A 16,400-nucleotide genomic window follows, 5' to 3' on the forward strand; every position below is an offset into this window, starting at 1 on the left:
GCAATCCTTTTGGATTACCTTGCGTTTTTATGCTAGGTTAAAAGTTAATTGGGTTTAGATTTGTTAGCAAACCAACCTGATTTTTGATTGCGGCTTAATTTGCCTAATATTTTTATCGCCTTTTCTAAGGTAATTCGCTGATCAGCTATATCTTTATAAATTTGATTTGCTCTTTTCTTACGTTTAACAGCTGCTCCTGCATCAAGAAATGACTCAACCACTTGATTTAAATATTGAATAGGCAATGCTTGCTGTTTCTCAATGTTATCTTCAGAACTATATGCCTCAAGTTTTTCAAGTAGATTAGTGATTTCTGCTTGGCAGAACTCATTCTGCGCCAAGTGCATTTTTTTCAATGTGCTCAAATGTTGTTTTAATGTGGCCACTTCTAACCTATTAAAGGAAACAATCATGTTGAGGTTTGTTAGTGCTGTTCTGAACTCCTTAGCTGTACATTGTTGGTCAAATAGATGTTCAAGAGTATGGTTTATTCGCTGCCACTGCTGCCAAGCGTAAACATAGTTCAAGCCAGCGCCTTTAATGTTTTGCATACCAACAATAACTTGATGGTTATTTACTAAACCTAATTGGGCAATTGACCGCGTTAGTTCATCAGCAGATAAACTACTGTTTTCATGTAACACAACGTTAGATTTTATTGTATTTACAATAACCTCTTTTAGCTTTTCGCTATTGTTAACGATATCTTGCTTAAGCAACTCTAATGTTAGACGTTGTTGATAAACAAATAGATTTTGTAAAATAGCTGATGCTTCGGCCTCATTTGAGTTACCGGTAGCATCTTTCAAAAGAGCGTTAATATTAGATTTCTTAAGCGAGTCGCCGTTTAATTTTATGAGCTTATTAGCAAGAGTTAGATCGTATGCGTCGCTCAAACGAGCAATTAATTGTTCTTCAGTTAAAAAGTTGAACTGAGATAAAAGTTTATTAAATTCTTCTAGATCATTATTAGCAATAATTTTATCTAATCGCTCAATGAGTGCGTTAATAAAGTAGCTATAAAACCCATCAACGTTTGTACCAATTACAACTATTTTATCGAAACGCAAATCGTGACTTAAAATATCTGCAAACACTTTTGAGCGAGCCACACGGTCATTTCGGTTATTGATTAAAGCAATAACCTGTTTTTTGGGGTTGTCATTTAAATCATAGATCCCTAACCGTTGCCAATTCTCTAACGTTGCTAAACGTTCATTTGCTGACATGCTATTAATAAATGATTGTTCTACTTTACCCACTTTAGCTTTTTCAAAATGTTGTAAAACACCAATATCGGGAATGATTCTGGCCGATGTTTCTTTGTAAACATAGTCTTTACTTAAGCCAATATGCTGTGCCATTTTACAAACTAGCGCAATATTAGCTGGATGTTCTTGGTACGGGTATAAAGAACGTATATCGTCTGTAATTTGCAAGCCATCGGCCCAATGCACCTGGATCAAACTTGAGTTCTTCTGCTTGGCATTGACGTCTAAAATAGGAGCCATATTTTGTTCGCTGGTAAATACTAAGCTATTCTCGCCAATAAAGTGACTGGTTTCGTTTGCAACATCGATACCTGTTGGACCGAGTATATCTTCATGGTCTGGGTAGGCATTTGTTATGGTTGAGAAATTGTCTTTCATCCAGTTGCGAAGAATACGCACATAACGTGGTGTGAGCCCCATACATTCCCACAAAAATACGTCTGCTTTTACATTCTTAGCAAAGTGCAAAACATCTCCTTGCTCCCAAATACTGGCTTTATCGAATGGACGAAATAATGGGATTTCAAACTGCTCACCACTTGCCCTTGCATAAATCATCGTAGCTTCACAGCCCGTTGTTTTACTTACTACTTTTAGACTTAAGCTGCTAAAAAGGGCCGCTTTAAGGCGTTCTGTTCCGGATTTCCCACGTGTTCCCCAGCCGCCAATTGATACAGGAATAAGTGCTCTGTCAGATTGAATCTGACGGCTGATTTTTATATGTCTCGCCCAAAAGTAAGCGATAAAGCTAATGACAAAAAATATTAGCTGACCAATGCTGTTTTGGTAAATTGAATACGCATACTCTTTAAAGCTTGACCCAATGTTAAAAATAAAGGGTGTAATTGCGAGCTTTTTATAAAGGTTAGCAATACCTGATTCGACAGGAAACGCTACATCAAACAACATTCCATATGGTTGGAAGTCTAGCGTAAAGCCCTTACTGCGAATGTTCTCTAGGTAGTGTTGTTGTTCTACTTCAGTACCATTTCGTAACTCATTCAATTTTTCGTAGTTCAATGAAATCCAACAGTATGCATATAAACGCTTAAATAAACTTGTTGGTGGTGAAGCTATCAAAATGCCATCAGGGGTATAGGATTTAGCTGGCGCTTTTAAATTATCTTGAGACAAGGTACTTAATAAGAAATCAAGTAATGGCAAGTGTGGTCGTGAGCTAAATTGAGACTCATCAAAACGAGGCTCACCGGGTACTTCTGTCTGGCTTATCTCTGCAACAGTACAACTTGGTACATGCATAAATGCACTAGGCTTTCTGGCCTGTAAATGGTTATAGCTTTGTCTTTTTCCGGTACTAGGGTTCTTAAATTCATGCCATAAGCGCCAGATTCTAAAGCCACGCTTATAACCCAATTGCACCTGCCATGACTTTTTCTTCAGGATAACATTGAACGCTTCATAATGCTGAGCTTGTTTACTTAGTAGTCGGCCAAGCAAATCTTCATCTACTTCTTTACAGTCAATGGATGTGTCTGAACTTAAGCTCACCTCTAATTGTGCAACTTGTTGCTGATGCATAAAACTGACTAACTGCTCTCGAACACGGCTAATAATACGTTTTACTGCAAGGTTAGTTTTTTCTTCAAGTTGTCGGTTTAATACATTTATAAACGCTTTAAATATATCTTGAGTATAGTCATGATTATCATTATCAACTTGAAGGTTAAACATGATCCTCGGAGTGAGTTCAAGTAATAGACGTTGTTCTGCAAAGTTATCAGTTTCCTCAAGGAGTTGTTGCCATAACTTAAAGCCTAATTGCTGTTCACTAAAGCGCGGGTCTGATAACTGTTTAATTAATGTTAGTCTTACAGCTGGGCTGTTTTCAAGTTGCATCCGCTCATTGAGTAAATTGGTTACACATGACCAAGGCAAAACGGAACATTGCTCTATAACACTTTGACGAACACGAGGGTAAGCATGTTTAGCAAGCAAAAAAATCAGTTTACGGTTTGCCTCATTTAAGGAAAACTGTTTGCTGATGATTTTGGCAAATGAAGTAATTAAAAATAACTGCTGGCGATCTACTTTGCCGTTTTTATCAACGTCCAGATCAATATGAGAGCGCATAAAGTAGCGAGTAAAAGTGGGTCTAAGATTAATTAGTATTTCTAAAATATCGACTTTTGCTGCGTGTGGTGTTGTTGGCTTCTCTAATGACTGTAGTAAGTTTTCAACTAAATCTGCATTAAACTCAGGATCTTCGACATATTCATTAAGCAAATTTACCTGATTAGCTAACGCTCTAAATAATGAGTTTCGTGTTGCTTCATTGTCTGTTTTTTCTAGTAGGTTTAAAAAGAAGCCTTCTAAATCGAGCCTTAACCATGACTGAGCCATGTCATTTTGGTGATTACGTAAATAACGGTTTGTTAAATCACCGAGCTTTCCTATCAAAAACTTTAATGATTGCTCAAGTTCAGAGGTTTTATCTTGGTAACGATTAATCATTGCCCCTTCATCAAACCAACGCTGAAAAGCATCTTGATCCTTTTGCAGTTGCAACTCACTTGCCCCTAATGTTTTTGCATAATCAAGGATATGAAATTGCCTCTCGGCTTTTAATTCCGCATGACTCAAACGCTCAACAAAGCGACGATGATCGCCATCAAGTTTGGTTAATTGGTTTTGCAGCTTATCAATTTTGTGAGTTAAAAAAGCAATAGCTTGAAGTAACAACCAATCATCTTCGTCATTATCATCTGGCTGGTTCTTTATGAGCTCCCACTCACTTAATTCGTTAACGAGTTGCTTATACTTTTGGCGATAAAGGTCTAACCAAAAATTGGCTATATCGGCAAATAGTAGAGACTCAAGGCGCTCTTTTAAAACTTTACTGCTCATAGTCACTCAGCTCTAACAAATGGTTAAGTTGAAGTGTTGGAAAAATAATTTCATCGTGTGCATAGGGAGCAAAGCCCGTATGCAAGTTATTGCCAGATGAAAACTCAACACTAATATTGTGGTTATTCCAAACCCAATCTTGTTGCCAGCTTACTTTAAGCCAGCCTTGTGAGAAGCCCCCTAAGTCAATCTGCTTTTGCCATGCAAAGCGAGAGATATATTGCCATGTGGCAGTAGCACGATGTTCATCAGCGAAGCGGTAATAACTATCTAGCCCCACCTGGAAAATATGGCCTTCATAATATTGATTCCAACTAGAGTTAAAACGTAAATAATCCAAGCTGCTCCAATCATCATTAGAACCGGAAGAAACACCAAAATTAAGGTAGTTATCGACCCAGGGTTGATATCTATATTGGTAGAGCCCTAACCAACCAGATGAATGATTTTCTCTGTAAAAATTAAAAATACCTGAGTTAAGCTTATCATCAGCGAGGTAGTCAGCTAAATCAGCGCTGCTGTAGCGAACATAAGGAGTTATTTGCCATTGATGGCGATGCACTGAGTCTTGTCGCCATATTTGGCCAATACTAATGCTGGCATCAATCGCGTATTGACTATCAAATTGCTCTCGGCTCATTTGCCAGCGACTATTAATTTGGCTATCAATATACCAAGGCGTTGTTTCATCCTCCCAAGAGTAATATCCATTTAAATTAATAATATCAGTTTGCGTATCACTGAATGAGTAATATCCCTCTAACTGATACCATTGATTATCATCATTTATCCGAATTCTAGCGCCAATATCAGTTTCTTCGCGGGTGGGAATATCTTCAGCGCTTTGAAAAATTTGCTGTTGATCATAACGAGCAAAAACTTGCCAGTTGAGTTCATCTGCGTGTAGTTCTGTTTGCTCCTTAACGATTTCTACTTTTTCAGGCGCTTGATAGGTGATCAACTCTGGCAGGGCAGCTTTAGTCTGCGAGTAAGCAGAAATTTTATTGTTATGTTCGCTTAACTGCCAACTGTATAGGCGGACATATTCCAACTTTTCAGCTTTAACTTCGATTTTTCCTGCAGGATGGAAAAAGCGACGTTCTGTTCGTCTTTGTTCGTCGATTTCTTCCAACTTGATTAGCCTGTCGGCCGATAAAGTTGCAATTAGCGGTGTGTCCGGTATTACCGTGTAGAATAATAACTTGGTTGGTAGCTCTAAGTGCTGCCATTTTCCGGCTAGATATTGTTCTGCTTCTATTGTTAAGTATTGTGATAGGTAAGGGTTGAGCCATCTAATACTGATTATGTTGTTATCGAGCTCTTGCTTAGTAAAAGTAAATGGCACACTTTGTTGTTGTGAAACTGACCAGGTTTTCAGTTCATTAGCTAGGCGAAGTGAAACATTTGCGACATTGTCTCGTGCTAACTCTGCAGTAGAGAAGTGAAATTTAAAACGGATTTGTTGTCCAGCAGTTTGAGCTAGATCAATATGCAAAGTATGGAATGGTCGTAACTGTAACCCTTGCTCTGACGCAGACTGGGTGTTAAGCAAGGTAAAACGATCAGCAAAGCTACTTTGTGCAGGAGCTTGCATTTTAAATAGTCGAGTTCCAGCATAATCTAGCATGCTTTCAATAGGTTGCCACTGACCAAAACTTTCAATTCTATTCTGAATGAAGGTCGATCTAGCTGTTGCTGGTAAGGTCTCTAGACGTTGCAGTAGCTGAGTGTATTGATTGTCGTTTAAACGCCTTTTGCTTAATTGGTATAAGCCATTAATTAATAAGTCATACTGTGATGCGGTAGGTGAATAAACTAATGACATAAAGTCTATTGCAGTCAGGTTATTGGCAGCATCAGACTGGTAGTCAAATTGAGAAACTAAATCATTAGGGAGCAGGCTTACATCAAGATATGTCATATGATCAGCGCTCAAAGTCAGAGTTTCTCCGACTTGCAAGCTTATAATTAAGGTTGCCGATATAGATGCTAGTTGCTGATTATCTATAAACTGAATATTTGCTGGAATATCACTAAAAATTGGCATCAATTTATGCTGATATTGGCTATCGGCTTTTAGCCAAGCCGTTTGATATTCACCATTTTGTTTCGCAGCTACCCGAGCTTTGATCGCTAAATGAATAGGGTGCGTAGCAGTAAATTTCCACGGTTTCTTATCACTTAGCACGGTATTTTGTATTTTGCCTTGTCCATCAATAAGTACAGCTTGCTCTGCTGTTACTAAGTGGTATAAAGGGTCATTTTGTTTAGTATTTGAAACCAAACTTTGAAAATTTAGTGCTGCGAAACTTGGTTCTGCGATGTTTTGCTGATCAGACTGATGAGCTAGCCACGTCGCTAAACGATTTTTCTGCTGTTTAACAGCAAGCCTGATCAAGATTTTTCTACAATTGGAAATTGACGATAAATTACCAGCGCACAAGGCAAATAGCTTGTAGTCTTGATGCTGCTCTTGGTAAATTTTAATCAACTCTAAACTTGCAAAATGCTGCAATTGAGCCTGTTTTGCACTTTTGTATAAACCTTCTAGATAGCTATTTGCTAAATGGAATTGTTTTTGCTGCCTCAAAATATCAATTCTTGCTTGCCATGCTTTTTCCGCTACTTGATGGTTACTATGCTGGCTTAGCTTTTTCAAAAAGCGAAGGGCATCCAATGGCGCAGATTCTGCTAAATCATTAGCAGTCATTAGCAGCTGTTCCCAATCTGTTATGTTTAATTGCTGCTGTGCGGGTGTATAAGGTTCAATTGATGCTAAATAGTCTGCATGCTGCTTGTGCAAGTAGTTTTTAATAATCAGCTCTGTGGTAGGGCTCTTTGCACTTAACTTGTTCGGCTGCTGGTAGAGTACTTCATCCATGGGGATATCAGCTAGAGTTCTTGCGTATAGTGCAAAATCAACATGTTCCGTTGTGTTTTTAAGTGCTTGTATAGAAAGTGATTTTTCTTTTAAAGGCACAGAGAGTGTTAATGTTTGAAAGTGTTCTGTCGCTTTCAGGTTAACTAGCCAGCTTTGCTCACCTGCGGTGAATTTTAATTGTGTGTCATTGTTACTTTTTGCAATTAGGGTAAGCCAAGGCGTAGCTCGTTCTTTTACTGTTAAGTCAAACACTTGTGCAGATTGAGACAGAGATGTTAAAAGTCTAGTCTGATGATTGATACGAGGGTAAAAATGGTGATCGACTAAACGCAGCTCAGCAAGCTCGGTTATGGTTTCACTTTTACTTTCTACAGGCAATTGGTTTCGATAGCTGCCAACAAGTTGTGAATCGATGCTCATCATCGAAAGCAAATTATAGTATCGCTTTACGTTAAGCGGGTCATTTTCAGAAAAAACAGTGTTACTTAACGGCCCCAACGAGTGCTCTTGGTAAATTGATTTTAAATGATCATTGGCAGTATTTAGCCAATATGGCATTAGTTGCTTTTCTTGTTCTTTTGCGGCTGCACCATCATCATAAATTGCGCGGTGGCTTTGCTCTATTTTAACCAGTGAATTTGTTGCGCTTTTAATGGTTAGGTATTGGCCTGCGTCGATAGCCAAATAATCTGAGTTAACTAAACCAACATTCTTATCTGAATATTCAACAGCAAGACTATTAATCGTATTCACTTTTGCTGTTAAAACGTTATCAACATAGGCGTACACAACACCGTTTCGATCAGGAAGTTGCATATTCTGCCTAACAGATAGCTTTAATTTTTTTGCTGCAGGAAAAAACAGCGTAACTTCTTCATCTTTTTGCAGTTGATAATAACGCTCATTGCCTTGCTGTGTGGTCAATAAAACAGATGGTTTTGCTAGCTTGAGTGCACGTCGAAAACTATCTCTTTTTGCTTGATAGTGACCGACAAGAGCCCTAAAGCTAGCGCTTTCGTCAAGGTGATTCTGAATGGCAATTATACGATTATGGCCTGTTGCCGGAAGCTGGCATCGTTTCGAATTACAAAGTAGATCCCGATGAACTTGTAAACGCTGCTGAATGTATTGTGTGTTTCCGGCGCTGATAATAAATTGATTTAATAAATCGGGATTTATCTCAAGCCAATGGCCTTCTGGTAGCCATAAATACTGATGCTGCTTGGCATCAAATTGCAACTCTTGAGTAGACGTTAAAGGGGCCAGTTTTGGCGTGGTTTGTAACCAAATAGGGGGCTCAAGAACCGCATGCTCAGGCTTAGCAGCATACACCATGTTGATGCTGAATAATGTAAAAGTGACTAAGGCTATTATGATATAAGGCATTGGCTAAACTGCTTTAAAAGTTGGCTATTAGTTATTAAACGCTCACGCATTTGACGGCTTAACTCGATATGAAAAAACTGGCTATTAACAGGCGCCATGTCGGTAAGTATATTTTTTGTCCCTCCGAGCTCAAAAACATCACGACCAAATAGCATAACATTAGAGCCTACTTGATTATTTAAACATTCAGATATTTTTACAGTTGCTTTTGACGGTGTTTTAGAGCCATTGCTAACAATGATATCTGCATTACGCCCTTGTAAAGTTTTTCGCTTTTCCTTTGCAAACCCATGTACCTGATAAATAGAAAAAGACTCTACAGTCTTAGCATAGGCAAGAATAAATGCATTCGCACTACTAACTTTGTATTTGCCAAAATCGAGTTTATTATTACTTTGATCAAGGGTATTTCTATGTTTTGAATTTGTGAGTAACACCTGACATTCAGCAAACACTGCCTTGGCTATTTTTAGCGTGTGTTTATCAAAATAGCGATGAGGTGCATAAGCAATACAGTTATTACCAGTCTTCTTATAATGAATCTCGCCACCGGAGGTAATTGTTTTTTTTGCTTTAAAAACACCATCCTTGTAATTGAAGTGTGTTAGTTCAGTGTTCGGTTTTAATAGCCAAGCATGAAAATCTTCTGTTAAATCATACAAGCTAATTTCCTCGGCACTGCATGCCGCCATAAAAGTGCAAAAAACCAGTAACATAGCATTAATTTTCATTATTCCACCACCTTACTTTTTGCTCTTGAGCAGGGTATTCATCGAGAATAGACAGCCAGATTGTTTCTGATGACTCGATTGTTATTGAGTGTAAAGTATCTATATCACTTGATACTAAGTGCGTGACACTTGGATAGCTATTCAGTCGGCTATTCTTTGGGTGAATCAAAAAAGCATTAATTAGTTCAGATGGATAAAGCTGATATTTTTGCTTTTTAATACTGTATTCGCTTGTGAGTCCTGACTTGTATTTTGCTCTTTGTTTGACACTAAGTTCAACGGGAGCCTTATTATTTGATTTAGCAACTTTGAAAACAAGACTAATAGGGCGCTGATACTTATCAAATCTGAGTGTTAGAGGAGTCTTTTTATTTAGTTGGTACAGGCGTTGTTTAACCCAAGGCCGATTACCATACCAATTTTGATACATTGAGCGAGAACTGTCTTGGATTTGCTGTAGTTGTGAAACAGATAAATCCGCCATATTAGCTTCTTTAGCACTATTACCCTTTAAACGATAAATTAGGCTGTTATCTTCAGAGTTAATATACGGCGTATAATTATTCTTATTATAAATACCGTAGTTAAAAACCTGAGCGGGTTGTTTAGGTAAATAGTACTTATTGGGGCTTAGTGTCAGTGCTACATTTGAAATTGGTAGCTGATCAAATAGTTCCCTAGATTGATAGTATGTGACTTGTGGATCTAACTCTGCTGGTGGCGTGAAAGTCCGAATATTCGAAAAGTGCCCCATCAATGTAAGTTCATAATGATTATTGGCGCGCTGTTCATACCACGCAGCGATATCATGAAAGTTTGTAGTTGATTCTGTCACCAAGCCGTGAGTTAAGGTTCTTTGGTAGTTAAAATCAGCAAAGCGGGATTTCAGACGAACATAGACATCTTTATCTGCCTTGACTTCGACTCGCCTTGCATTCTTTGGCGAGCGCAAATAGTAAGTTACTAACATACCAACATCTTGACGTTGCGTGTTTTCGGCAATCAAACGATCAAACTCTGAAGCTTGTCCTTTCAATGTCACAGAATAGCTCTCGATTTGCTCGTTACTTTCATCAAACAAGGTGACATTTAGTTGGCTTGTCTCAAGAGCTCGAACTTCAATATTTAAATGGCTTTGCGATTCAATATCAAAACTGACAGAGGATTGGCTGTTAGCCAAGTAACTGCCTGAGTAACTAGTTAAGATTGCATTACCAGATAATGTTCGCCATTGCGTTAATAAATTATCTTCGCTGCAGATTGTGACTAAGCCCGGATTAAGAGGCTCAGTTTGATAACTATTAGCTTCGTCTATTGCACTAAAGTTTACAGGTAAAGGAGGGGAAAACTGTAGTTTGTCATACCAAATTAACGAAGGAAGCAGCCCTTGTTTGTCTGTTTTGAATATCAGGCTATCGGTTTCCTCTAAGCGAATACTCGCGCAAAGACCCGGTTTCGTGAAATAAGAGCCTAGATCATGTTGCTGTTCACTAAAGTCATATGTGACTACATTGTAGGGTAAACTTTCATACAATATGTCTGATTTAAAATCTATGTCAGGAATTCCCTGTGGTGCAATCTTTTGCCACCAAAAGGCCATCGCATTTCTAATCTCTCCATCAGTTAAAGTATTTTCTCCCATAGTAAGGTAATCAGTTGCTCGTCTGCGTCTTTCTAAAGGACGCTTTAGCCAGCTGTTAAGCGGATCAATACTTTGCTCAGGAGTTTTAGCGTGGACCCTAACAACCACACCCTGTAGGTTAGTTTGTTCAGGAATAAGGGTTAAATCTAGGCTCGCAGCATTAGGGTAATCTTTAATAGGTAAATAAAAAGATTGACCAGATGCGACGTTCAATGATTGTTTGTTTTCAATTATTTGTTTTACTTGTTGCTCTTGCGAGTTTGTAACCAATTTAGATGCATGATGGTAAACCTTGTCTAAAATGACATCTCCTTCTTGATCATATAGCACATATTTAATTGCATAATTAACCGGTTGATCAAGTACAACTGACTGATCAAACACGGCATTTGATAAAATGCGTAGTGAGTGAGTACGTTGATTTGAAAACGTAAACTGTAGTGGCTTTTGACTACTAAGCCACTGAACATTTGAACGTGTTTCTTGACTAGTACGCGCATCAATGGGTTCAGCGGAGTTGATCCATACCATTATGTTTCGTGAGAAATAAAAAAGTGCCACTAAAGCAATTGTGATTGCTAAAATAGCAAGTAGGCGTTTAATTAAGTACATATGCGCCTCCAGCCATAATGCTATTAAATAAGCTCAGATCAATAAGCTGGTTATTGGTTGGATTGTAGATTGCCACAATATCGTTATTGTACTTAATCATAAGCGCGTACTTGTCTGCATTTTCCAGCTTAATGGTGTGTAAAGAGCAATCTTTAATTTGCTCGCAGAAACCGCTTAATGATGTTAAACGCTGATGAGCTATATAGTTTTTAACGAGAGTTTGAATTCGTTGCTTTTCTTTAGTCGAGATTGCTTGCCAGTTTAGTGGCGACAAGGTAGCCAGATTTATAGTTTTTACCTTTGTATTGGTAGATATTGCCAATAATCGTTGCAATACGCTGTTTTGGTCGATTGAAAATTGTTCTTTAAAGTCTGATGCCAGCCATAATGTTGCCAGCTCACTATTGCTATTAAATTGTTGGTATCCTGATTGAGGTGAGCTGCCTATTTCAAGACCTCGCGTTGATTTTTGTCCTGATACTACTTGATATTCAACCCCTAAGTTATTCAGTTTTCCGTCGATTTGTTTCATTAGTGGCGAGGCCACATCGCTGATGCGCGTAGCTGAGAATGCAATTGCATTTGGGCGTACCCATGACGGCGCGCTATGGCTGCGGATTTGAATGTGTAAACTAGGCTGATTAGCTGTAAAGCGCAAATAGCTTTGATGAATAACATTAAATAAAGAGTCAATATTATCAGCCCCAAGTACATTAGCTTTAGGGTGCGCATAAGGGTGAGCCCCCGCAATTAATAAATTGGCAGTGTTTGCCTCGGAGAATAATTCAGCTGCAAAACTCAGCGTATTACTTTCAAATAAAGGCCTTGGTACACTGAGTGTGATAGCTTCATGAGCAGTCAATTTAAAAGCGTAAAGCCCTTGTCCTTGTGAGCGTGCTTCATTATTTTTAAGTGGGCTTAACAATAGATATCGACCACTGCTATTGTTGATTAGTTGCAATTGATAGTTAAGTAGTTCGGTTGTGCCATTGATTTGCTTTAACTGATTAAGCTTGTCTTCTGTCAGTGGGGCATTACCTATCTGTGTAATTAATTTATAGAGTGGCTTTAAAACTTCATACTCCCACAGCGCTATTTGGCTTTCTGATAGAGGTTGATACTCAAAACTACCTTTTTTACTAATTTGATAAGCAAACTCGTCAACAATAGTATTTATTTCTTCATTGATAACGCTAATTTGGGGGGTATTGTACTTATAGTTATCGCGATAAATGTTAGCCAAAATATTAGTATAGTTAGCACTATCTAAAAATAGTTCAAGCATAGAGCCCGAGTAATTCGCTGTTGGCAAACTGCTTTGTGTTGCTGCACCAAAATAAGTTGCCTCACTGCCTATAAATTGGTGAATGTCTCTTTGGCTAATTGAAGTTGGTAGTTGGTTATATATCCAATATTGGCTGTCGAATTTATTAGAAGGCTTTTCAACTAGTGCTGCCGTGAAGCGATTAGCTTCTCGAATTTGTAAGATTTCGTCACTTTGTAGTGCGTCAATGAAAGCTTGATAATAAAAGCTTTGTTGATCTTCCGTTGCAATCGTCTTTTGTGGCGTTTTAGCAGTGCCAAATAACATTGCTTTATTATTCATATGTTGAAAAATCAAGCTTGCAGAGTCACTCGCTAGACTTTCTGTAATTGGATAGGGAATAGTTATCAACAAAGGAGACTTTGGCGTTTTATTAAAAATAAATAGCCCTCTTTGCTGACTTTCGTAGGTATCTACCAAGTAAACATATTGCTCATCACTTTCAAGCGAAAAACCCAGCTCGCTAAATAAATAACCAAACTTTGCTATGGATTGCTTGTTCTCAAGTGCTTGATTTAACTGGTAAACAGCATACTTGAAATCATTAATTGCTTGATTAGCTTTATAACTACTGACTGTTACTTTATCTGTCCTAGTTGTGTATAAGTAGCTCTTATATTGGCTTACTTGTTGATTTAGGGTGATGACATGTGGATTGTCGATATCTGAATGTACATCCTGATTAGACAGCAAAGAGGGCACTAACATCACTAAGAAACCTACAGTTATAGCGAAAATGCCGCCAATTACCGAAGTTTGAAATGTTGCTCTGATTACTAATCCAAGCGCATTCTTTTGATATATTTTTAGTGCCAGTAGAGTTGCAAGCATGTAGCCAAATGCAAATGTGTCTGTCACTTTTAGCGTAGGAAAATACCAAACAACGACATAATTCAGTATTAACTTATAGACAAAGCCTATAGTGAAGAAGAACATTAATAGTCTGGCACCCTCAATGTTCGCATGTCTTAGCCGAGTAAAATGCACCAATGAGCTACCAATTATTAAAATAACGGCCGTTTCTATAAAAGAAGTTAAAAGCTTTGAAGGCTGTGTTAATTGCAGTGCAAGTAATGCCGGTAGCATTATTCCATTGAACTCCCAGCCGTACTTTATATTTGCTCTGGAAGCAATAAATGCAGTGATGACTAGTATGATATATGCTTTTGGTGCCGCGATGATTGAAGCGGCAACGGCTTCGTACATAATACCCAAATTAGCAATACTAAAATTAGTAAAAGGCATTAAGACAAAACGAACTAGCAAGAAAGTGATAAGTAATTGAATGAAAGTTACTTTAAGCCCGTACTTAAACCCTCCGTTCCACATCACGTTCGCTGTTAGTGCGATAATAATAAGGCCTAAAGAATAAAGCTGAGATGCATAATCAAAAGTAATATCCCATTGGCTTAACTGAGCGGCAATTAAAGGCCAAAACAATGTGTCCATGCAGACACGCACAAGAATACTAAGCAAGATTATGGCGAAAAAGCGATCCCGCCCAAACATTTCTCCATAGCCAAACTTTTCCATCATATAATGAGCACTAAAGCGCATTAATGCATAAACAACGATTGCCTCGATAATAATAACCGCAGCTGAGGTTGGGCTAATAATCAGTAAAGGGACTAGGTAGCCTGGTACAACAAGCCCCGTCAGAGGGAAACCAAAACGCAAATTTAACAAGCAGACGACCGCAGTACCTACCCATACGGTAGTAATAACAGACTGGCCTAAGCCTGTGCCTGCAGGAAAAAGCGCGAGTACAAAGTCCATTAACTTTGGTCCTCTTTAGTGGCTTCTTGCTCGTCTATGACAGCATGGTTATCAATAAATTCAAATAAGATACCTGATACTTGAAATGGTTCGCCTGAGGCAGTTTGCGAACTGTCGGTGTTCAGTGCTTTAATACTTAGCGTATAGTTTCGGTTATTAAGTTTGGCAGGTAAACTTATCTCAGCTTTGTTTAACGTCACATAACGAAGTTTGCCCTTGGCAACCTCAGTATCCAGTTTGCAACAGCGGCATAATAGATCTAATGCAGTCATCTCAAAGACAGCAATTTGATGTTGTTTTGCAAATTGCTCTAATGCGGCATTCGTCTGAATAACTTGGCCAAATAAGTTAAACAAAATATTAGCAGAACGAGTGTGGCTGAATACCATTTCTAAAGTTGTCATTTTTTGCTCCATTTCATCAATAGAGCGCTTAACTCGCTGGCTCGTAGGCTCATGCAGTCTCAAGTTAAGTAGTTGGTTAATTAGAGTTTTATTTTTTCTCTCAGTGGCTTTAAAAATATGGTAATGGAATAGCAATTCAGCGACTTGAGCAGCAAATCTATTAACATTCTTTTCAAAGGCTTGTTGATTGAACTGCGTATTTGGGATCACTGAAAGTGCCCAGAAACCGCGTACATCACCGGCATAAACAAGCGGTACCATAAATTCAATTTCATTCGCACTAACATGTTTAAAAAAAGGTCGAGTTATTTGCACTATCCCCAATGACTTTAACGCATTACTGTAGGGCGTTCGTTGATAATCTCTGCGCATTTCTTGTATGTCATCTAAATTACAATTCATTGCACGAATTTCTACAACTCGGTGATCATCTTCTTTGCGAGCAAGGAAAATTGATTTCTCTAAGTCTAATTGTTGACTAATTAACTGAATAATAGGGTCCCAAGGCGAAGCTTGATCTATAAAGCTTTGTGGTATGAAGCGTCCCATCATCTTTTGTTGGATATTATTTACCACAACATTAAGCTCTGCATCCTCTGTTACTTTGCGGACAACTAGGATCCAGAGAAGGGTGATAAAGGTAAGTATAATGTACTGGCCTATTGGGATATAAATCTGCATTGATTCAACGAAAAAATAACCAATTGTGCACCAGACAAAAATACTCATGAAGGCAATGAAAAATGAGTAAAAGAGTGATAGTTTCTGAAAACTAAAAAGCAGAACCACCACTAAAATTAATTCAATAACAATAGAGTAGGTTGGTTTTAGCAGTGTTACTACAGTGTTCTTATCAATACTGTCAGCCATGTAAGCCGTGAGTAATAGTGGGTCATGTAAGCCGTTAAGTTTTGGCGCGTGTATTTGCACGTTAAATGAGGAAGCTTTTTGACCCACAATGATGACTTTATTTTCTAATTGTTCACTCATAACATCAAAGTTAAGCACTCTTTGAGCACTAAATTTTGGTAAAGCGGCCACGGCGAGCTTAAAGTCAATCAAGGCTATTTGATTATTTTCATAATCAAATATTTCTTGCCAAATACTTATGCAATTCAAACCCTCTTGAGAAGGAATTTGAATCTGATAGGTTGCCCAAGCAATTACATGAGGGACACAATAGCTTTTGTTTGAGTACGGATAGAATACATTGTCTATCGGTAAGGGCTGCAAAGGTTCATCGGCTAAGACAATAATCGCTTTTGGTTTATAATCATGAAGTTTACTTACCAGCTGCTGGTGATTATTGCTCAAATTATCACTGTTGACTAATACGATATTAGTTTGCTGTGTTTGACCTAATGGCTCAAGTGCTTGGTATAAAAAAGCATTACTTGCCTGAAATAGGTTCAGTAAATTGCTGAACATTACAATCGCAAATAAGCTAACTGTTAACCAAAACGCACGTTGGTGCCTCAATCGTAACAATTGTTGAAATACAGCCACTA

General features: G+C 38.2%; 6 protein-coding genes. All 6 read right to left on the minus strand.

All coding sequences use genetic code 11. From position 1 onward, the window contains the following. Positions 1-44 precede the first annotated feature (44 nt). Genes CWC02_RS05560 through CWC02_RS05585 form a run of 6 tightly spaced genes read right to left on the minus strand, consistent with a single transcriptional unit; the run spans position 45 to position 16,398 of the window. On the minus strand, positions 45-4,136 hold the full coding sequence (locus CWC02_RS05560) for a poly-gamma-glutamate synthase PgsB (RefSeq protein WP_138616933.1): 4,092 nt from the start codon (positions 4,134-4,136) through the stop codon (positions 45-47). Next, the gene (locus CWC02_RS05565) at positions 4,126-8,403 is read right to left on the minus strand and encodes a hypothetical protein (protein ID WP_138616935.1); all 4,278 of its coding nucleotides are present in this window, start codon (positions 8,401-8,403) and stop codon (positions 4,126-4,128) included. Before CWC02_RS05565 ends, CWC02_RS05560 begins: the two co-directional genes overlap by 11 nt. Next, positions 8,388-9,134, minus strand: coding sequence for a hypothetical protein (locus CWC02_RS05570; protein WP_138616937.1), 747 nt, complete (start codon positions 9,132-9,134; stop codon positions 8,388-8,390). The genes CWC02_RS05565 and CWC02_RS05570 overlap by 16 nt, the downstream gene beginning before the upstream one ends. Further along, positions 9,124-11,388, minus strand: coding sequence for a hypothetical protein (locus tag CWC02_RS05575; protein ID WP_138616939.1), 2,265 nt, complete (start codon positions 11,386-11,388; stop codon positions 9,124-9,126). The genes CWC02_RS05570 and CWC02_RS05575 overlap by 11 nt, the downstream gene beginning before the upstream one ends. After that, the gene (locus CWC02_RS05580; RefSeq protein ID WP_138616941.1) at positions 11,375-14,488 is read right to left on the minus strand and encodes a poly-gamma-glutamate biosynthesis protein PgsC/CapC; all 3,114 of its coding nucleotides are present in this window, start codon (positions 14,486-14,488) and stop codon (positions 11,375-11,377) included. The genes CWC02_RS05575 and CWC02_RS05580 overlap by 14 nt, the downstream gene beginning before the upstream one ends. Then, the gene (locus CWC02_RS05585; RefSeq protein WP_138601489.1) at positions 14,488-16,398 is read right to left on the minus strand and encodes a hypothetical protein; all 1,911 of its coding nucleotides are present in this window, start codon (positions 16,396-16,398) and stop codon (positions 14,488-14,490) included. Before CWC02_RS05585 ends, CWC02_RS05580 begins: the two co-directional genes overlap by 1 nt. Between the last annotated feature and the right edge of the window lie 2 nt (positions 16,399-16,400).

The sequence above is a fragment of the Pseudoalteromonas sp. S2721 genome, assembly GCF_005887425.1.
Classification (GTDB): Bacteria; Pseudomonadota; Gammaproteobacteria; order Enterobacterales; family Alteromonadaceae; genus Pseudoalteromonas; species Pseudoalteromonas simplex.

What these genes read in the sequence shown, in the direction of transcription:
- CWC02_RS05575 (WP_138616939.1), bottom strand. Translation starts at nt 11,388, where the DNA reads ATGTACTTAATTAAACGCCTACTTGCTATTTTAGCAATCACAATTGCT.
- CWC02_RS05565 (WP_138616935.1), bottom strand. Translation starts at nt 8,403, where the DNA reads ATGCCTTATATCATAATAGCCTTAGTCACTTTTACATTATTCAGCATC.
- CWC02_RS05560 (WP_138616933.1), bottom strand. Translation starts at nt 4,136, where the DNA reads ATGAGCAGTAAAGTTTTAAAAGAGCGCCTTGAGTCTCTACTATTTGCC.
- CWC02_RS05580 (WP_138616941.1), bottom strand. Translation starts at nt 14,488, where the DNA reads ATGGACTTTGTACTCGCGCTTTTTCCTGCAGGCACAGGCTTAGGCCAG.
- CWC02_RS05570 (WP_138616937.1), bottom strand. Translation starts at nt 9,134, where the DNA reads ATGAAAATTAATGCTATGTTACTGGTTTTTTGCACTTTTATGGCGGCA.